The sequence below is a fragment of the Candidatus Dedyshia acidiphila genome (genome assembly GCF_051025295.1).
Lineage (GTDB): Bacteria > Acidobacteriota > Terriglobia > Terriglobales > Acidobacteriaceae > KBS-83.
The window spans coordinates 81,992-101,221 of the sequence record NZ_JBMGJV010000012.1 but is presented as its reverse complement, the minus strand read 5'-3'; the positions used below and the strand labels follow the sequence as shown (position 1 = coordinate 101,221).

Below are 19,230 nucleotides of genomic sequence, written 5' to 3'. Positions count from 1 at the left end.
CGCTGGGAGCGCGGTCGGCCATGCGGCAGCACCTGATCCGGGTGCAGAGTGTTCTGGCGGATACGGAGCTGTCCCGGGATTGATTTTCAATCACATACGGCCCTTCGGCGGCGCAAGAGCTGTGCGCAGAGCCTGTGTTCGCGCGAGCGGTCCGGGGGCGAAGTTTCGGATGAAAGCCGTCCTAAGTTCAACATCCTGCATGAGATAGAGCCGCGGAGCGGACTGTTCGCGCAAATGCGCAATTTGGTACGCAAACAGGCCTCTACTGACACATCCGCGCACGGTTCCTGCTCCGTGGGGAACTCTGGGGCTTGACGTGTGCTGAGCCGGACGGGCAAACTGCGACCCTGCTCTCGTCAAGCTGTCTGACAGGTGCGCTAGCGGCTGCGGCAGAAGCGGACGTGTCGGCAGCGCGAGGCAATGCACCGGAAGCGGTGCGAGTGCGGAGGAGTGCGAGTGGCAGCGCCGGCAATCGGGATCGGGACACGACCGGCGCACTCACGGGTGCGCTGGACGGTGTGCGCCATGCTGTTTGCCGCGACCTCCATCAACTACATGGACCGGCAGGTGCTGTCGATCCTGGCGCCGGTGCTGCAGCACTCGATCGGCTGGAACGAGCAGCAGTACGGCTACATTGTCAGCGCGTTTCAACTGGCGTACGCGCTGGGGCTGGTGGTGGCGGGCCGGATGGTGGACCGGCTGGGCACGCGCATCGGCTATGTCGTCATCATGGGTCTGTGGAGCGCGGCCGCGATGTCGCATGCGCTGGTGCGGTCCGCGTTCGGCTTCGGCGTGGCGCGCTTCTTTCTCGGGCTGGGCGAGAGCGGCAACTTCCCTGCTGCCGTGAAGGCGACGGCGGAGTGGTTTCCGCAGCGGGAGCGGTCGCTGGCGACGGGCATCTTCAACTCGGGCGCGAACCTCGGCGCCATTCTGGCCCCGGCGGCGATTCCGTGGATCACGCTGCACTACGGCTGGCGGCCTGCGTTCCTGGCGACCGGCACCTTCAGCCTGCTCTGGATCCTGTGGTGGCTTTTGAAGTACCGCCGCCCCGAAGAGGACAGGCGCGTCTCGGTGACCGAGCTGGCGCTGATCGAAGAAGAGCCAGTACAAGAAGCAGTGACGGTGACGCACCCGGAGGGCGAGGAGGCGGCCGCGGCACGAACGTCGTGGGCGGAGCTGCTGCGGCATCGGCAGACGTGGGCGTTCGCAGTGGCCAAGCTGCTGACCGATCCGATCTGGTACTTCTACCTGTTCTGGATGCCGAAGTTTCTGGACGCGCGATTTCACCTGGGGCTGGCGCACCTGGGGCTGCCGCTGATCGTGGTCTACAACCTGTCGGCGGCTGGAAGTATCGGGGGCGGCTATCTGCCGTCACTGTTTGCGCGGCCGGGGATGCGGATCGAGCGGGCGCGGCTGCGTGCGATGCTGCTGTGCGCCTGCTGCGCGGTGCCGGTGTTCTTCGCGGGACGGACGAACAATGCGTGGACCGCGGTGCTGCTGCTGGGTCTGGCGACGGCGGCGCACCAGGGCTGGTCGGCCAACCTGTTCACGACGGCATCGGACATGTTCCCCAAGCGCGCAGTGGGGGCGGTGGTGGGGATCGGGATGGCGGCCGGCTCGGCGGCGGGCGTGCTGTTTGCGGCGCTGATCGGGCGGATTCTGCAGGTGACGGGCAGCTACGCGACGCTGTTTGTGATTGCCGCGAGCGCGTACCTGACGGGCCTGCTGCTGTTGACGACACTGGCGCCCGGACTGCGGCGCGCGGAGCTCGCGTGAGCCGGATCATCCAAGCCGTTATGCAGAGTGCGAAGCCGCTGACACGAAGGATCGCCGCATGAGTCTTTACCTGGCGGAGGGTGGCGTGGACGCGGAGCTGAGCCCGGCGCAGTTGGCGACCCTGCTGACTGGATGCCTGGAGCGGCTGGGCCCGCGCGAGCGCGTGATCGCGGTGCCGCCGGACCAGACCCGCTACCACTCCCGCGCCGGCGACCTGACGCGCGCGGCGTGGCAGCACTATGGCGAGCGGATGCGGTGCGTGATGCCCGCGCTGGGCACGCATGCGGCGATGGGCGAGGAGCAGTTGCGGCGCATGTTCGGCGATATGCCACCGTCGCTGTTCCGTGTTCACCGGTGGCGCACGGACATCGTGACGCTGGGCGAGGTGCCGGCGTCGTTCGTACGCGAGCAGTCCGAGGGCGCGGTCGATTACGCGTGGCCGGCGCAGGTGAACCGCCTGCTGGTGGAGGGTGGGTTCGACCTGATCCTGTCGATCGGCCAGGTGGTGCCGCACGAAGTGATCGGGATGGCGAACTACAACAAGAACATCCTGGTGGGCACGGGGGGCGCGGACAGCATCAACCGGAGCCACTACCTGGGCGCGGTGTACGGGATGGAGCGCATCATGGGGCGCGCCGACAACCCGGTGCGGCGCGTGCTGAACTATGCCTCCGATCATTTCCTGGGCGCGCTGCCGATCGTCTACGTGCTGACCGTGATCGGGCGAACGGCGGACGGCCGCACGGTGGTGCGCGGCTTGTTTGTGGGCGATGACGAGAGCTGCTTTCTGCGTGCCGCCGAGCTGAGCGTCGAAGTGAACTTCGAGTATGTGGAGCCGCTGCGCAAGGTGGTGGTGTACCTGGACCCGCACGAGTTTCAGAGCACGTGGCTGGGCAACAAGGCGATCTACCGGACGCGGATGGCGCTGGCCGATGGCGGCGAACTGATTATTGTGGCGCCGGGCGTGAAGGAGTTCGGCGAGGATCGCACCATCGATGGACTGATCCGACGCTACGGGTACCACGGCACGGCGGCGACCATCGAAGCCGTGAAGCAGCACCCCGACCTGGCGCATGACCTGAGCGCGGCGGCGCATTTGATCCACGGCTCGTCGGAGGGGCGGTTCCGCATTGTGTGGTGCCCGGGACACCTGAAGCGCGATGAGGTGGAGCAGGCGGGCTTTGCGTACGGCGACCCGGAGGCGATGCTGCGGCGCTACGATCCGGCGCGGCTGGAGCATGGATGGAATCACGTGGAGAACGAAGACGTCTTCTATATAGCGAACCCGGGACTCGGCCTGTGGGCGGCGCGCGAGCGCATGTAAGTCAGAGTAGACGGTATTCGTTATGACTGCATTCTGACTGGGCAAAACTGTGGTTTTCCCTTGGTAGCTGTGCACACAAAAGCATTGTCACAGTGACTGATCCAGCATCTCACTTAGGCAAGGAGGACCTTCCATGAGGTTCTATAAGCTCCCAGCGATAGCCACACTCTGCTTGGTTGCAAGCGTATGCGTGGCCCAGACGGGCGGCTCCTCGCAGGGTTCGCAAAGCTCCGGCTCGTCGGATCCCTCGATGCAGTCCGGCCAGGGCACCACGGGCGCGACCAGCGGGAAGAAGCATCACTCCAACTCGGGCAGCAGCGGTTCGACGTCGGGGACGAGCGGCAGCTCGGACACGATGGGCTCCGGTGGTTCCGGTGGCGACATGTCGCAGAGCGGCTCGACGGGCAAGAAGCACAAGAAGCACGGCGGCTCGAGCGGCAGCGGGTCGAGCGGTTCCAGCGGGTCGATGGGCAGCGGTTCGGGTTCCGGGTCCAGCGGCAGCGGGTCTGGATCGGGCAGCGGTTCCGGCTCGGGTTCGGGCGGATCGCAGCAGCCGCAGTAAGAGGCAACGGAGTAGAAGGGGGAGAGCCGGGCACCAATGCCCGGCTCTTTTCTTTTGGCGCGGAGGTTCGGGCGCGGACGTTGGTGCGGACTCCGGAATGCCGAGGTCGGGTGCGGACCTCGGCGCGCGGTGGAGGTGGTGGGAAACGTCAAGAGGCTGGAGCATGGCTCCAGCCTCTTGACCTATCAGCCAGCCGCTCACTCCTAAGCGAGCGGGACTGAATTCCGAGTTAGGACGGGTTGCCGCTTGCGGGAGCTGCGTTGCCCTGCTGCATGTTGGAGAGCACCTGAATCTCGACGCGGCGGTTCTGGGCGCGGCCCGCGGCGGTTTTGTTCGAGGCGACTTCCTTATCCTTGCCGATGCCGATGAGGTAGAACTTGTGCGGCGGGACGTTGAACTTGGAGGAGAGGTACTGGACGACGGCTTCGGCGCGGCGCTGGCTGAGCTCGTAGTTGTACGCAGCGCTGCCGACGGAGTCGGTGCCGCCGGTGACCTCGAGGATGTAGCCGCGAGCGGAGGACAACTGCGGGCCGAGCTGATCGAGCTGCTCCTTGTCCTTCTTGGTGAGCACGCTCTTGTTGAAGCCGAAGGTGACGGAGGTGTTGCCGATCTGCTTGTAACTGTCGAGGTTGCTGATGGCGCTGGACAGCGAGTCGGCGCGGTTGACGGCTTCCTGCGCGCTCTGCTGCGCGGACTGGGAGGCAGTGGTGGCCTGCTGCGCATTCTGCTGGGCGGAGTCGGCCGAGCTTTGCGCCTTGGTGATGCCGGTGGTGGAGCGCTCGTTCAGATCTTGCAGGCTGCGATTGTTTTTCGCGGTCTGGTCATCGAGCTCGTTCGTCTTCTGGACGATCGGGGCTGTCTGGCTCTTGACGTAGTTTTTGGTGGAGCAGCCGCTGGCGAGCAGCAGAGCGAGGGCGGCAGTGGCGACGCCCGTGGTCTGGATGTAGCGGTGCATCTGTGGTCTCAAAGAAGTCTCTCCTCCTCGCGGTATCGCCGCGAGTACACAAGTGCGAGTGGGTGCCAGGGCAGGCGGGGGAGGACCGCCGCACACCTCTCCGTTGCGAATAGGATGCACGAGGCGTGCCAAAGCGTTTCGCCAAATCTAAGCTACATACCCTGAGCAACTTACGATTGTACATTTCGATTCGCTGGAACCACGGGTGTAGTTCTTACGCAACGCCGGCGGCCAAGAACCGGGTCACACGGGAGCGAAGTAAACTGAAGAGTGGCTCGGGCCCGGGCACGCATTCGAGAGCGATGCCCGCGGGTCCGGCGGCGGCATTCCGGCATGGACCTCGAACAGAAAATCCGCACTCTCCCCGCGCAGCCTGGCGTGTATCTGTACAAGAACGCCGAGGGCGAGGTGATCTACGTCGGCAAGGCGAAGAACCTGCGGTCGCGGGTGCGGTCGTACCTGCTGGAGTCGTCGCAGGCGAACCGGAAGACCGGGTCGCTGATGCGCGAGGCGGTGGATGTCGAGTACATCCTGGTGGACAACGAGCACGAGGCGCTGGCGCTCGAGAACAATTTCATCAAGCAGCGCAAGCCGCGGTTCAACATCCTGCTGCGGGACGACAAGACGTATCCGTATGTGAAGTTGACGCTGGGCGATCGCTATCCCAAGGTGTTCGTGACGCGGCGGCTGCGCAAGGATGGCGGCGCGTACTACGGGCCGTACTTTCCGGGGAACCTGGCGCACCGGGTGGTCGATCTGCTGCACCGGTCGTTCCTGCTGCCGAGCTGCAAGCTGGATCTGCGACGGTATTATCCGCGGCCTTGCCTGCAGTACTACATCAAGCGCTGCCTTGGGCCGTGTGTGGAGACGCTGACAACGCCGGAGATCTATCGCGAGGCGGTGCGGGATGCGCAGATGTTTCTGGAGGGACGGCAGCAGGAGCTGGGGCGGTCGCTTGAGCAGCGCATGGAGGCAGCGGCGGCAGCAGAGCAGTTCGAGCTGGCGGCGAAGTATCGCGACCTGCTGATCACGGTCGACCAGGTGCAGGAGAAGCAGCGCATCGCGACGGCAGAGAATGATGACGTGGATGTGTTCGGCTATCACTTCGAGAACGATATGCTGGCGGTGAACCTGTTCCACATGCGCGGCGGGAAGATTGTGGACCGGCGCGACTTGTTCTGGGAGGATCTGCCGGAGTTGCTGGAGGCGGATGCCGAGCCCGCCGCGGCGAAGGCGAATGAGTTCTCTGCCCCGGTGTTCTTCTCGGCGCTCTTGAAGCAGATCTATATCGACCAGCAGTATGTGCCGCGGTCGATCCTGCTGCCGGTGGACTTTCCGGATCGCGATGCGCTGTGCACGCTGCTCGCAGAGCGGTCGGGGCATCGGGTGGAGATCCTGGCGCCGCAGCGTGGAGAGAAGCGGTCGCTGGTGGACCTGGTCGGACAGAATGCGAAGCAGAGTTACGATCAGCGCTTTCGCGTGTTGCAGCCGTCGCAGAAGGCGATCCAGGAGTCGCTGCAGGATCTGCTGATGCTGCCGGAGCTGCCGCGGCGGATCGAGTGCTTCGATATCTCGCACATCCAGGGGGCGGAGACGGTCGCGTCGATGGTGGTGTGGGAGAACGGCGCGATGAAGAAGGCGGACTACCGCAAGTTCCAGGTGAAGACCGTGTCGGGTGTGGATGACTTCGCGGCGATGCGGGAGATTGTGGGGCGGCGGTACCGGCGCATCCTGAGCGGCGCGACCAGCGAGGAGATCGAACGGGCGAGCGATGCGGAGACGCGCGCGACGGCGGCGGCTCCGGCGGCGAATGGGCGCGAGCCGCGGGAGATGCCGTCGCTGGTGCTGATCGATGGGGGCGTGGGGCAGTTGCATGCGGCGGCGGCGGCGCTCGAAGAGCTGGGCGTGACGACGCAGCCGATTGCGTCGATTGCGAAGCGCGAAGAGCTGATCTACCTGTACGGGCAGGAGGACGAGCCGATTGTGCTGGACCGGCGCTCGCCGGTGCTGCACCTCATTCAGCGGATCCGGGATGAGTCGCATCGGTTTGCGATCACGTACCACCGCAAGCGGCGCGAGATGCGCGACCGGCAGTCGGAGTTGATGGAGATCCCCGGGGTGGGTGCGCGGACGCGGACGCGGCTGGTGCAGCACTTTGGGTCGCAGCGCGCGGTGGAGCAGGCGTCGCTCGAGGCGCTGACGTCGGTGGTGGCGCGGAAGGTGGCGGAGGCGATCTATGCGCACTTCCATCCGGAGGGCGCGGGGGCCGTCCAAGCTGCCGAGGTGCTGGTGCAGATCGAGACCACGGTGTCCCTCGACGTCGAGGCAGTGGTGATCGTCGATGAGGCGAATAGCACGGCGAGTTAGGCGCGCCGTGCGACTGCAGAAGCTGCGATCAGGATGACCCCGGGGCTCGTGATCAGGACGGCGTGTCGATCGCATGAAAGTAAGTCGGCCTAGCACCGCGATGTGCAACTCAGGCCCTCCCCGCGACAAGCCGGCAAGCGGTAGAACAGCAGGGTGAGCGCAAACGCAGACCAACTCAATGCTGATTCCATTGCTGCCGGCGGCAGCTTCACGCTGGCTGGCACCACGATCACGCTGCACCGCATGGGCTACGGAGCGATGCAGCTTGCGGGCAAGCATGTCTTTGGGCCACCGAAGGACCGGGAGCAAGCGATCGCTGTGCTGCGTGAGGCAGTCGCGGCGGGCGTGAATCACATCGACACCGCGGACTTCTACGGTCCGCAGATCACGAACGAGATCATTCGCGAGGCGCTGCACCCGTATCCTGCCGGGCTGGTGATCGTGACGAAGCTGGGTCTGCGCCGTGAACGCGCTGCGTGGCGGCCGGCGTACAGCCGCGAAGCACTGACTGAGTCACTGCACAACAACCTGAAGACGCTGGGGCTGGAGCGGATGGAGGTCGTCAACCTGCGTGTCGGTCCGCCGCACCTTGCGGCGGATGCACCGGTCGAGGAGCCGCTGACTGTGCTTGCGGAGTTGCAGCAGCAGGGCCTGATCCACCACATCGGCTTGAGCAACGTGACGCATGCGCAGTATGAGCAGGGCCGCCGTATCGTGCCGATCGTCTGCGTGCAGAACCAGCACCATCTGAAGCATCGTGCTGACGAGGACCTGATCGATACCCTGCTCGGCCACGGCGTGGCCTACGTGCCGTACTATCCGCTGGGCGGTCCAGGCCGGCTTGCGTCACCCGTGCTCGATGAGATCGCAACGCTGGTGGATGCGACACCGGCGCAGGTCGCACTGGCTTGGCTGCTGCAGCGATCGCCGAACGTGCTGCTGATTCCGGGCACAGCCTCACTGGAACATCTGCGCGAGAACCTGGCAGCGGCGGCACTGCACCTGCCGCCGGCAGCGGTGCGGGAGCTGGACTCGGTGGCGTAAGTGCTGGCACAGCGTAAGAACAAGGGCCTCGCGGAAGCGGGGCCCTCTCTCTTTGCGCGGAGTGCATTCGTGACTAGGGCTGTTGCGTGAGGATCCAGGCCTGGGCGGCGGTGCCGTTGCAGGTGTACTGCTGCAGTTGCACGCCGTTGGCGGTGGAGGCTCCGGGGACGTCGAGGCAGAGGCCGCTGTTGCGGGCGACGAACTTGTATCGTCCGTTGCCGAGCGAGACGGGCATCCACTGCTGGTTGTTACCGCCGCCGTAGGCCCAGAGCTGGATTTTGGTGCCGCTGGAGGTGGCGGAGGCGCCGCCGGTGACGTCCCAGACTTCGCTGGCGGCGTTGCGGCTGGAGATGCGGTAGTAGCCGCTGTCTGTCGGGGTGAGCTGCCACTGCTGGTTGGAGCTGCCGGCGGCGCAGGCCCACTGCTGGACGGCGGTGCCGTTGCTGGTGGCGCCGCTGGTGTCATCGACGCAGGCGCCGCTGTTCTGGTTCGCGACGGTGTAGTAGACGCCGGTGTTGATGGTGGTCGAGGACTGCCAGACGCGCACGTAGTCGACGAGCATGGTGCCGGTGGAGGGGGTGCTCGAGTCTGTGTTGCCGGGGAAGCCGCCGCCGCCGATGGCGAAGTTCAAGAGCACAAAGAACGGGTTGTTGTAGACCCACTGATCGCCGCTGGGGATGCTGGACGGCGTGACGGTGAAGTAGGGCTGGGCCGGGTTGTCGCGGTAGAACTGGATCTGGTTGGGCGACCAGACGACGCCGTAGGTGTGGTAGCTGCTGTCGTCGATGCGGCCGCCGTTCGGGAATGTGTAACGGCTGCCGATACCATTGCCGCCGGAGTAGCCGGGGCCGTGCACGGTGGACGAGGTGGTGCCGGCGCCGTAGCTCTGCACCCACTCCATGATGTCCTGCTCACCGGCCTGGGGCCAGCCGACGGAGGAGAGATTGCTGCCGAGCATCCAGAAGGCGGGCCAGAAGCCGTCGGCGGCCTGGAGCTTCATGCGGGCTTCGATGCGGCCGTACTGGAAGGACTGCTTGCCCTGGGTCTTCATCCGGCCGGAGGTCCAGGTGCCGTTGTTGTAGAGGGCGCGGATGACGAGGTTGCCGTTGCCGTCCTGATAGATGTTGGACTGGCTGGCGTTGCAAGGAGCGGCGCTCGAGAAGGGGGCGCAGTAGATCTCGAGCTCGCCATTGCCCCAGCCGCCGCCGCCGGTGTCGTACGTCCAGTTGTTGCCATTCGGCGCGGAGTTGGCTGCGCCGTTGAACTCGTCACTGAACTGCAGGTTCCAGCTTTGGGCGCGGGCGGCGGTGGGCGTGCAGATGGCGATGCCGGCGGCGAGCAGCGCAGCCGAACACAGGAGGCGGGCGGAGGTGGTGAGAGCCATGGGGGCAAGACTCGCTTTCGGTGGTGAGAGGACCCGGGTCCCGGCCGCGACGGGGCGACCGGTCTTCGACGTGGAAGGTCTTGCGGGGAGAGAGAAACGATTGCCTCCCGCAGCAAAACGGCAGAAGTATGGTGCCGGGTGCACGGGGCTGTCAAGAGTGTGCTCGATCCGGTAGTGACTCAGTTTGAAATGGTTGGGGGCTGATCCCCGTTGCCGGGTTGCTACACCGGAATCAAACGCCTTGCCCGACTCGTACGAGACTCATCCGGTCTGTCTACGGGAGGGCCCAGCCCCCAGCGGCCCCGACTGAATCCTACTTCTTCTTGTAAGGGCCGCGCTTCTTCGCAACCGGCTCGGGCAAAATGGCAACCAGCTCTTCCACCGTCCAGACGTGATGAGCCAACCCCGCTTCCATCGCCGTCTTATGCACGCGGCAGAAGTTGTAGTGCATAAAGTGCAGCGCAATCGCCGCCTCATGGTTCTCCAACTTCTTGGAAACACTTCAAACTGAGTCACTACCCTCAATCCGGTTGCAAATGGCAGAAAAATCGATAGCGGGGTGCGGCCAAACCGGAGGAGCCAGGCCTGCGGGGCGCGTGCCCCGCCGAGGCGCAAGGGCCAGCTCTCGCGGGTGTTGAGGTGGGCGAGGATCGTCGGGTCGGCGTCGAGGATACGGTGGGCCTCGGCTCGTCTTCGCCCTGGAGCACGCCCATGCCGAAGGGCGCATCGGGAGCAATCACCGGAGCGTAGACGAGGACGCGGCCGGCGTTGAAGTGCTGGCGCACGTAGGCGGCGTGCTGCTGCATGAGGGCCAGTTCGGCCGGTGTCATGTCAGCGACGGAGGTGGGCCGGAACGAGCTTGAGGAAGAAGGTGGCCATCGGCGGACAGCATAGCACTCGTTTTCGCGGGCGAGCGGCCGGGTTTGGCGATAGGATTCGCTCGAACGACGGAACCGTGGCGCGGCTGTGGCCGTAGTTCGCACTGCTGATCTTGGCCCAGGTCGTTGGCTGACGAAAGAGAGGATGTCCATGCCTGCAGTCGATGCCGTCGCTCCCGCACAGGGCGCCGATGAAGAGAGCCTGGTGCTGCGGCAGGCGATCTGGCTGGCGGTGGCCTTTGCTGCGGTGAAGTTCGCGGTGCATGTGGCCGCGAATGTGTGGCAGGCGCACCTGGGGTGGGGCTACTTCCGGGACGAGTTGTACTACCTGATCTGCGGTGAGCACCTGGACTGGGGCTACGTGGATCATGGGCCGATCGTGGCGCTGCAGGCGCGGGCGGCGGTGGCGCTGTTTGGCAAGTCGCTGGCGGGCATCCGCATGTTCAGCGCGTTGGCGGGGGCGGCGAAGCTGTTTCTGACCGGGATGATCTGCTGGGCGATGGGCGGTCGGCGCGCGGCGCAGGTGCTGGGGATGCTGGGTGTGCTGCTGGCGCCGGAGTTTCTCGCGCTCGACAGCTTTCTGTCGATGAACTCGTTCGAGCCGGTGTTCTGGATGACGGCAGTGTTTGCGCTGCTGATGCTGATACGCGGCGGCAGCGAGCGCTGGTGGTGGCTGTTCGGCGTTGCGGGCGGGCTGGGGATTGAGAACAAGCCGAGCATGGCTGTGTTCCTGGTGGCACTGCTGATCGGCTTGCTGCTGACGCCCGAGCGGCGCATCGTGTTCACACGAGGGGCGGCGGTGGGGGTGGTGCTGATCGTGCTGCTGGGAATGCCACTGCTGTTGTGGCAGATGCATAACGGCTGGCCGACGCTCGAGTTTCTGCACAACGGCAAGGTGGAGCACAAGAACGTCGACCTGTCGCTGCCGGGGTTTGTGGGGGCGCAGATCAAGATGCTGAACCCGCTGGCGCTGGTGCTGTGGGGGGCGGGGCTGGTGTGGCTGCTGGTGAGTCCGCGGGCGCGGATGTGGCGCTTTGCGGGGTTTGCGTACCTGGCATTCGTGGTGCTGATGCGGGCCAGCGATGCGAAGGACTACTACCTGGCGCCGGTGTATCCGCTGTTGTTTGCGGCAGGCGGTGTGTGCTGGGAGGCGCTCCGGCAGAGGCGGAGCACGGGCTGGCTGATCCCGACGTATGCCAGCCTGCTGACCGTGAGCGCGGTGCTGATCACGCCGATGGTGCTGCCTATATTGGCACCACAGCAGTGGCTTGCTTACACGGAGCGCACGCACCTGCGGGGCAAGAGCGGCAGCACAGAGCGGCTGCGGACGAGCGACTTTCCGCAGTTCTATGCGGACCGCTTCGGCTGGCAGGAGGAGGTAGGCGAGGTGGACCGGATCTATCACTCGCTGTCGCCTGCGGATCGCGCGCAGGCGGCGATCTTCTGCTCGAACTATGGCGAGGCGAGCGCGATCAACTTCCTCGGAACGGGGCTTGGTCTGCCGGTGGCGATCAGCGGGCACAACAGCTACTGGATGTGGGGGCCGCACGGCGCGACGGGACAGGTGATCATCGCCGTGATCGACGATCCGCCCGAGGATTTGCGGAAGCGCTTCAGGTCAGTCGAGATCGTGGGCCGGATGGAGCATCCGTACGCGATGCCGTACGAGAACCGGAACATCTACGTGCTGCGTGATCCGAAGCCGGGTGCCGGCGTGCACTGGGTGGATCCGGCGGACTGGCACAAGGAGAAGAAGTACATCTGAGCGGCGGAACGTCAGACGGGGAGAGAGCAGGGCGCGGAAGAGCAGCCGCGTGATTTCGCTGAGCGATCGAGCGAGGGCAGGCTACTCTGTTCGGAACTCAACCAAGCAGGAGTGTGCGCCATCGCAGGACCGGTGCGTGTGGTAACGGCCGTCGAACACGAACGCGCAGAGCGGGCGCGCCGTCCGCTGGAGCGGGTGCTCGGGCTGGGGCAGGCGACGGCGATCGTGGTCGGCACGGTGATCGGCAGCGGCATTTTTCTTGTGCCGCAGGAGATGATGCAGGCGGTGGGGCATGCTTCGCTGGTGTACCTGGCGTGGCTGACGGGCGGACTGCTCTCACTGTTCGGCGCGATGACGTATGCGGAGCTGGCGGCGCGCATGCCCGAAGCGGGCGGCGAGTATGTGTACATCCGCCGCGCGTATGGCGACCTGCCGGCGTTTCTCTACATGTGGACATGGTTTGCGGTCGCGAAGCCTGCGTCGATTGCGACGGTGACGATCGGGCTGGCACGCACGCTGGCTGTGTTCCCTGCCCTGCACGGGCTCGATGCGCTGGCGATACGGGCGCCGCTGCCGATTGCGTGGTCACAGTTGTTCGCCATTGCCGTGACGTGGCTGATGACGGGGTTGAACTACATCGGCATCCGCCGCGCGGCCAACTTCCAGGTGGTGTTCACGGCGCTCAAAGTGCTGCTGGTGGTGGTGATCTCGGGCGCATGCTTTCTGAGCACACAGGGTAGTGCTGCGAACTTCCGCACGGTGTTTCCGGGCGCGCAGGGCGGCTTCGCCGGATTCATGGTTGCGCTGATTGCGGCGCTGTGGGCGTACGACGGCTGGAACGATCTGAATATGGTGGCGGGCGAAGTGCGGCGGCCGGAGCGCACGATTCCGGTGGCGTTGCTGCTGGGGATCGGGGTTGTGGGCGCGCTGTACGTGGCGGTGAATGCGGCGGTGCAGTACATGCTGCCCGCGTCGGCGGTGGCGGCGTCGCCGAGGCCGGCAGTGGCGGCGGTGGCGCTGGTGCTGGGCGCGCGCGGAGCGACGCTGGTGACGGCGGGGATGGCGCTGAGCATCTTCGTGACACTGAACGGCACAGTGATGTCGGGCGCGCGCGTGCCGTTTGCGGCGGCGCGGGATCGGCTGTTCTTTTCGCGCATTGCGGAGCTGAGTCCGCGGTTCGGCACGCCGGCTCCGTCACTGGTGGTGCAGGCGGCGCTGAGCACGCTGCTGCTGCTGGCGGTGGGGCGGTTTCAGCAGTTGTTTGAGCTGGCGATCTTTGCGGAGTGGCTGTTTTACATGATCGCGGCGAGCACGATCTTTGTGCACCGACGGCGCAGCCCGGAGACGCCGTACCGGATGTGGGGCTACCCGGTGCTGCCGCTGCTGTTTATCGCGGTGGCGGCGGTGCTGCTGATCTACACGTTCCTGAGCAGCCCGCGGAATTCGCTGATCGGCACAGCGATCATCCTGGCAGGCATACCGCTGTATCTGCGGTTTCGGGGGCAGGCGAGGGTTGTGCAGCAGTAGCTGACCGAGGGGCTGATGTCAGGCGACGGGATCTGCTGGCCCGGATGCTGCGGTCACCGGCACCGGAACGGACTTCAGAGCCTCGTACGTCCCGATGAGTGCGGGATCGCCGATGATCTGAAAGCGGATGATGCAGCAGCAGAAGTCACACTCGGCCTCGTTATCGCCTTTGCGCGCGGCAGAGACGGGGAACGTGCGCAGACACTGCGAGCACGTGACCGCGACTGTTCCTTTATCGTTCTTCACCCAGACGGCAGCCTGGTTCGGTTTGCCGGCCCTGGGACGCGTGGGGAGTTCGTGAACGAGAGCGGCGATCCGGGTAAACAGCTCCTCGGGCTTGAAGCCGCCCTTGGGGAAGAATGCGTCGGCGAGCACGGTTTCCGGCACGGAGACGCCGGCAAACTCGCCTGAGATGACGATGACCGGGATGAGCGGGAACCGGCGGCGGACGACCGAGAGGAACTCGAAGCCGCTCATGTTGGGCATGCGGAGGTCCGAGATGATGATGTCTGGAAGCGACTGCCGGAGGGCGATGAGACCTTCGAAGCCATCGCCGGCACAGAGGACTTCGTAGCCCTGCGACTCCAGGAGAGCCTTGCCCACTTCACGCAACACGGGATGATCGTCAACGATCAGGATTCTGTAGCGGAACGAGGTGGCCGGCACTTAAGTCCTGATTTCTGAGCGGAACGGGGTCTGCTGCCTGCTGAAGAGTACCGTTCACGGATGCCCACGGCAAACTTTCCGTTGCGACGGCGGCTTGTGGTGGGCTCGCCGGCATCCGCGGCGACGAGTCAGGCGCGCGCGACCTTGCGGTGGTAGAGCTGTTCGCAGATGGGGTGACCGCAGTCGCAGGACCCTGCCTCGTCTGCTTCGTTCGACGCGCACCAGTCGCTGCAGAATGGCTTTGCCTCGGGCACGACACACATGCACTTCCGATGTGCGCATTTGACTTGCATGGCTGGAATATCTCCTTGTGTGTGAATAGGATGCCACGCGCGAGGCGGATGCGCGGGGGATTGCACGTCTGATTACTGCCGGGCGCACGTCGGCTGGCAAGAGTACGTCGGCATGCGCAAGGGACGTTGGTAATGCTGCCTCCGTGGTACTCGATGCCCCACCCTAGGGTGAGCGACATCGACCAAGTTCCACGTTTGAATGGAGTTGCCATGATCTCCCTGGACCTGACGCGCACCCCCGCCGGCGACACCAAGAAGCTGTACTTGATGAAGGGTCGTTCCGTCTCCATCTGCCATCACTGCCAGAAGAGCCTGAACCGCAAGAGCCTGCTGCGCTGCAATGAGTGCCGGCACGATTTTTGCGCGAACTGCCTGGACGCATGCCGCTGCTATACAGAGGGCGGGTTCCGGATCGGGTCGAAGCGGAAGGCGCAGCAGCAGGTGAAGAGTCCCTTGGCTGTTGTGGCCGGAGGCGGCTTGCAGAAGAGCCACTTACGAGATCAGAACTAAAGCTTTGGATGAGCCGGTCTCCCGACCGGCTCCCCGCACTGCACGAAGCTCGAAGTAGAGCGATAAGTCATGCCAGTCGAATGGTATGACAGCCATTACCTGGAGCTGTAAGTGAAGGTCGAGCCTGGTTAGACCGGCTCCCTCTACCCTCTTCCCCGTTACGACCGACGTCGCACACATTCCTCGTACAGCCGCAGGTAGTCGCCGGCGGGCTCGCGCCACGAGAAATCACGCAACATGCCGTTGCGCTGCAGGACCGCCCAGCCGGTCTTGTCGGCAAAGGCGGCGAAGGCGCGGTCGAGCGCGGCGAGGAAGGCGGCCGGCTGGTAGGGGTAGAACTTGAAACCCGTGCCGGTCTGGGCTGCGGGGTTCCACTCGTCGATCGAGTCGTCGAGGCCGCCGGTGGCGTGGACGACGGGCACGGTGCCGTACTTGAGGCTGTAGATCTGGCTGAGGCCGCAGGGCTCATAGCGCGAGGGCATGAGGAAGAGGTCGGCGCCGGCCTCGATCTTGTGGGCGAGCGTCTCGTCGTAGGCGACCTTGACGGCGATCCGGCCGGGGTGGCGTTCCTGGAGGGTACGGAATAGGTTTTCGTAGTAGGTCTCGCCTGTGCCGAGGACGACGATGACGAGGTCGCGGGTCATCAGCTCGGGCATGATCTCGGCGAGGAGGTCGAAGCCTTTCTGGGTGGAGAGCCAGGAGACGATGCCGAGCACCGGGGTGGTTTCCGCTGGTTTGAGGCCGAAGGCGTGCAAAAGGTCACGGCGGCAGTCACGTTTTCCAGTCATGCGCTCGGGGGTGTAGTGGGCGGCGATCTTGCGATCGGTCGCGGGGTTCCACTCGTCGTAGTCGACGCCGTTGAGGATGCCCTTCAGGTCCGCGGAGCGCTTCTGCAGGACGCCTTCGAGGCCGGCGCCGAGCTCGCGGGTCTGGATCTCCTGCGCGTAGCGGGGGCTGACGGTGCTGAGCGTGTCGGCGTAGATGATGCCGCCCTTGAGGAAGTTCGCCTGGCCGTAGAACTCGAGACCGTCGACGGTGTAGGTCTCGGGCGGCAGCTCCAGGCGGTCGACGATGCTGGCGGGAAACAGCCCCTGATGCGCGGCGTTGTGCACGGTGAGCAGGCAGGGCACGTTGCGCAGCACCGGGTCGAAATAGTAGACGGTTCGCAGCATGACGGGGAGTAGCGCCGCATGCCAATCGTGCGCGTGGAAGAGGTCGGGGATGGCGATCTGCTTGGCCGCTTCGATGACGGCGCGGCTGTAGAGGCCGAAGCGCTCGGCGTTGTCGCTGTACTCGCTGCCCTGCGCGCCGTAGATGCCTTCGCGGTCGAAGAGCTCCGGGCAGTCGAGGAAGTAGTACTGCACGCCGCCGCGGATGCCGCCGTCGAGCACGGTGACGAAGCGGTTGTAGCCGTGGAACGGGATGGTGATGCTGGGGACGACGACGCGCCGCTCCGTGGTGTGCTTCTGCACCTGGCGATAGAACGGCAGGTAGACGGTGCACTGATGGCCCTGGCGCACCAGCTCACGTGGCAGGGCGGCCACTACGTCGGCCAGGCCACCAGTCTTAGCGAATGGCACGCACTCCGACGCCGCGTAGACGATATGCATCCGGCTCCCCGCCCTTTCTGCCGCACAAAATCTGCTTGGATCGAGTCTGCGCGCGCGGGGGATGCACGCACTGGCCCGGCTTCCCTGCTTTACTCTCAGAGTGTGATTCTAGAGCGTTTCATTCGATGCCAACATCGCGCTCGAGGGTACTGCATGTTCCTAAGATAGAGCGACGCGCCGGATCCGATCGACCCCATGCAGAAGAAACCGCGGCTCGGACAGAACTTCCTGGTGGATGCAGACGCGTGCCGCCGGGTGGTGGCCGGGCTGGGCGAGATTGCGCAGGATGCGGTGGTCGAGATCGGGCCGGGACGCGGGGCGATCACGCGGCTGCTGGCGCGCACGGCCGGCCAGTTGACGCTGATCGAGTACGACCCGGGGCTTGCCGGCGCGCTGCTAGTGGAGTTTGCCGGGCAGCCGACGGTGGAGGTGCGGCACGCGGATGTGCTCGCAGTCGACCTGACCGCGCTGGCGGCGGAGCGCGGGCGCAGGTTGGCCGTGGTCGGCAACCTGCCGTACTACATCACGTCGGACATCTTGCTGCACCTGGTGGCGCACCATGCGGCGATCGACCGCGCGGTGTTGATGGTGCAGCGCGAAGTCGCGGAGCGCGCGACCGCGAAGCCGGGCTCCCGCGACTACGGAGTGCTGAGCGCGACGCTGCAACTCTATGGCGAACTGGAGATGCTGTTCACGCTGCCGCCGGAGGCGTTCTCGCCACGGCCGGAGGTGCACTCGAGTGTGTTCCGCTTCCGCACGCGACCGCGTTTTGCGGAGCTGGGCGTGGAGGCGGAGCAGTTCGTGCCCTTTCTGCGCGCGAGCTTCGCGCAGAAGCGCAAGACGTGGGCGAACAACCTGCGCAATGCGGGCTATCGAGGTGAGGCGATCACGGCTGCGCTGCATGCGGGTGCGCTGGATGCGAGTGTGCGGGCGGAGGCGGTGGGGCTGGATGCGATGGCTGGGGTGTTTCGGGCACTCGGAGGACTCAAGTGCGACATGAACGGGCAGACGCTTCCGTGAACGACGCGTGACAAGCGCGCCGTGGCGTTGATATCTCCCGGACAGATGCGAGCGAAACCGCTTGGACTCAGGTGATTCGTACCGTAGTTTGTGACCATGATGAGGGTACATCGATACTTCTGGCTGACGCTTCTGGGGCTTCTGACACCGTTCTGCGGATGGTCTCAGGACGCTGACCTGCAGGCTCTCAACGCGATAGCCGCGGATTTTCAGAGTCGGGTTCACGTACCTGGCGTAGCCGATTCGGCGTTCGAGCCACTACCAACGATCCGCATCTACACCACTCCTCCTTTTTCGTTTTACGAGAAACGGACTGTAACCGAGGGCAGATTTCGTGAGTTGCCTCCTCCCGTGCAGCAGAGTATCGAGCGCTGGGCGAAGCTGACGTCTGATCAGCCGTCAGGCGAGGCTCTGTTCCGCGATATGTTCTACCGATTCTTCTTCGCGCACGAGCTTGGGCACTGGGTGCAGAACAGGATGCTGGTCACTCACGAGAACTTCAAGGGCGAATCCTTCAAGGCGGACGAGGATTTTTATCAAGAGGAGATCCAATCGAACCGCATCGCAGTGGCCTGGTGGCGGGAACATGACCCGGCCTACTTAGACCATCTGATCGCTGAGTTCCGTCAGATCGAATCGCACCTTCCGAATCCGGTGCCCGTGGGACAGGAGAAGATTCAATACTTCAACGAACAGTACGCGAAGCTGGGCAACGATCCGAACGCGTATGGGTGGTATCAGCTTGACCTGGTTCTTACTGCTTACGGGCAGCCAAAGGAGAGCTTCCAGCAGGTGCTGGAAGCTTTGCCAAGGGTGCAATACAAGCGCGCGACCCGGTGATCCGTTCCTATGGAGATTCGTCCGTGTCGACGCATGTGACTGTCCTGCCGGAACACGGCCAGACTGGTTGGCGCGAGGGCCGCTTACATGGTGGCCGCAGTGCGGAGAGCGGGCTCGAATGCGGCCAGGAACTCTTCACGGGACTTTTCGCCAAGGTCCACGACCTTGCTTCCGCCGGCGGCCACGAACGTGACATCTTCGATACCGATGACTTTCAGGATCAGTCGCAGATACGTGGTCGCGATGTCACGGTCGCGGATCGGCGAGCCCTCGGTGTAGACGCCGCCGGAGGCCACCAACACGGTGCAGACCTTTCCGTGCACCAGACCATCGCCAGCCATGCCGAGGGTACGACCCTTGCGCACGATGTGATCGATATAGGATTTGAGGTTGGCAGGGATGTTGTAGTTGTAGACCGGCGTGCTGATGACGATGTGATCCGCAGAGAGTAACTCGTCGACGAGTTGGTTTGAGAGCACGAGCACGGCCTGCATCTCGGGTGTGTGCTTCTCGATCGGCGTAAGGCTTGCGCGCAGCCAGGGCAGGTTCACATAGGGCAGATCCATTTGGGCGAGGTCGCGTGAGATGACTTCACCATCGGGATGCGCGCCTCTCCAGGTATGGACGAATTTCGCGGCGAGATTGCGGGAGATAGAGGCGTTTCCTCGGGGGCTTGCTTCGACAACCAGAAGACGTGGCATGGTTCCTT

Annotated in this window: 15 protein-coding genes and 1 pseudogene; 10 read left to right on the top strand and 6 right to left on the bottom strand. The window is 64.7% G+C overall.

All coding sequences use genetic code 11. The features are described from left to right. The first annotated feature begins 420 nt into the window (after window positions 1-420). From AC5IJH_RS07360 to AC5IJH_RS07350, 3 genes are all read left to right on the top strand, one after another. Complete coding sequence (locus tag AC5IJH_RS07360; protein WP_491902163.1) at window positions 421-1,776, top strand: MFS transporter; 1,356 nt, start codon at window positions 421-423, stop codon at window positions 1,774-1,776. A gap of 58 nt (window positions 1,777-1,834) precedes the next feature. Continuing rightward, complete coding sequence (locus AC5IJH_RS07355) at window positions 1,835-3,100, top strand: nickel-dependent putative hexonate epimerase (protein ID WP_491902162.1); 1,266 nt, start codon at window positions 1,835-1,837, stop codon at window positions 3,098-3,100. Between the two features lie 172 nt (window positions 3,101-3,272). Next, the gene (locus tag AC5IJH_RS07350) at window positions 3,273-3,662 is read left to right on the top strand and encodes a hypothetical protein (RefSeq protein ID WP_491902161.1); all 390 of its coding nucleotides are present in this window, start codon (window positions 3,273-3,275) and stop codon (window positions 3,660-3,662) included. 229 nt (window positions 3,663-3,891) lie between these two features. Here AC5IJH_RS07350 and AC5IJH_RS07345 read toward each other — a convergent pair whose 3' ends face one another. After that, window positions 3,892-4,629 carry an OmpA family protein gene (locus AC5IJH_RS07345; protein WP_491902160.1) on the bottom strand — a complete coding sequence of 246 codons (738 nt, stop codon included), beginning with the start codon at window positions 4,627-4,629 and terminating at the stop codon, window positions 3,892-3,894. 321 nt (window positions 4,630-4,950) lie between these two features. Here AC5IJH_RS07345 and uvrC point away from each other — a divergent pair, with 321 nt between their 5' ends. Together uvrC and AC5IJH_RS07335 are read left to right on the top strand one after the other, a co-directional pair. After that, entirely contained in the window at window positions 4,951-6,984 is a 2,034-nt protein-coding gene (gene uvrC / locus AC5IJH_RS07340; protein ID WP_491902159.1) for an excinuclease ABC subunit UvrC, read from the top strand. Between the two features lie 153 nt (window positions 6,985-7,137). Beyond that, complete coding sequence (locus AC5IJH_RS07335; protein WP_491902158.1) at window positions 7,138-8,028, top strand: oxidoreductase; 891 nt, start codon at window positions 7,138-7,140, stop codon at window positions 8,026-8,028. A gap of 73 nt (window positions 8,029-8,101) precedes the next feature. Here AC5IJH_RS07335 and AC5IJH_RS07330 read toward each other — a convergent pair whose 3' ends face one another. Together AC5IJH_RS07330 and AC5IJH_RS07325 are read right to left on the bottom strand one after the other, a co-directional pair. Next, window positions 8,102-9,412, bottom strand: coding sequence for an RICIN domain-containing protein (locus AC5IJH_RS07330; protein WP_491902157.1), 1,311 nt, complete (start codon window positions 9,410-9,412; stop codon window positions 8,102-8,104). Between the two features lie 313 nt (window positions 9,413-9,725). Beyond that, window positions 9,726-9,908, bottom strand: a pseudogene (locus tag AC5IJH_RS07325) (IS1 family transposase); the annotation flags it as partial. A 533-nt stretch (window positions 9,909-10,441) separates the two neighbouring features. Between AC5IJH_RS07325 and AC5IJH_RS07320 the strand changes: the two are divergent. Next, window positions 10,442-12,055, top strand: coding sequence for an ArnT family glycosyltransferase (locus tag AC5IJH_RS07320; RefSeq protein ID WP_491902156.1), 1,614 nt, complete (start codon window positions 10,442-10,444; stop codon window positions 12,053-12,055). A gap of 138 nt (window positions 12,056-12,193) precedes the next feature. Continuing rightward, the gene (locus AC5IJH_RS07315) at window positions 12,194-13,582 is read left to right on the top strand and encodes an APC family permease (RefSeq protein ID WP_491902155.1); all 1,389 of its coding nucleotides are present in this window, start codon (window positions 12,194-12,196) and stop codon (window positions 13,580-13,582) included. Window positions 13,583-13,600: 18 nt separating this feature from the next. On the opposite strand, the gene AC5IJH_RS07310 is transcribed toward AC5IJH_RS07315, so the two are convergent. Then, window positions 13,601-14,248 (bottom strand): response regulator, encoded by a 648-nt coding sequence (locus AC5IJH_RS07310; protein ID WP_491902154.1) that lies wholly within the window; start codon window positions 14,246-14,248, stop codon window positions 13,601-13,603. A 503-nt stretch (window positions 14,249-14,751) separates the two neighbouring features. Between AC5IJH_RS07310 and AC5IJH_RS07305 the strand changes: the two genes are divergently transcribed. Further along, entirely contained in the window at window positions 14,752-15,051 is a 300-nt protein-coding gene (locus AC5IJH_RS07305; protein ID WP_491902153.1) for a hypothetical protein, read from the top strand. A gap of 158 nt (window positions 15,052-15,209) precedes the next feature. Here AC5IJH_RS07305 and glgA read toward each other — a convergent pair whose 3' ends face one another. Continuing rightward, window positions 15,210-16,661 (bottom strand): glycogen synthase GlgA, encoded by a 1,452-nt coding sequence (glgA, locus tag AC5IJH_RS07300; protein WP_491902152.1) that lies wholly within the window; start codon window positions 16,659-16,661, stop codon window positions 15,210-15,212. 195 nt (window positions 16,662-16,856) lie between these two features. On the opposite strand from glgA, the gene rsmA reads away from it, so the two are divergent. Further along, on the top strand, window positions 16,857-17,681 hold the full coding sequence (rsmA, locus tag AC5IJH_RS07295) for a 16S rRNA (adenine(1518)-N(6)/adenine(1519)-N(6))-dimethyltransferase RsmA (protein ID WP_491902151.1): 825 nt from the start codon (window positions 16,857-16,859) through the stop codon (window positions 17,679-17,681). 90 nt (window positions 17,682-17,771) lie between these two features. Continuing rightward, window positions 17,772-18,521 (top strand): ImmA/IrrE family metallo-endopeptidase, encoded by a 750-nt coding sequence (locus AC5IJH_RS07290; RefSeq protein ID WP_491902150.1) that lies wholly within the window; start codon window positions 17,772-17,774, stop codon window positions 18,519-18,521. 83 nt (window positions 18,522-18,604) lie between these two features. Here the strand turns inward: AC5IJH_RS07290 and AC5IJH_RS07285 are convergent, their stop codons facing one another. Further along, complete coding sequence (locus AC5IJH_RS07285; RefSeq protein WP_491902149.1) at window positions 18,605-19,222, bottom strand: FMN-dependent NADH-azoreductase; 618 nt, start codon at window positions 19,220-19,222, stop codon at window positions 18,605-18,607. Window positions 19,223-19,230: the final 8 nt, after the last annotated feature.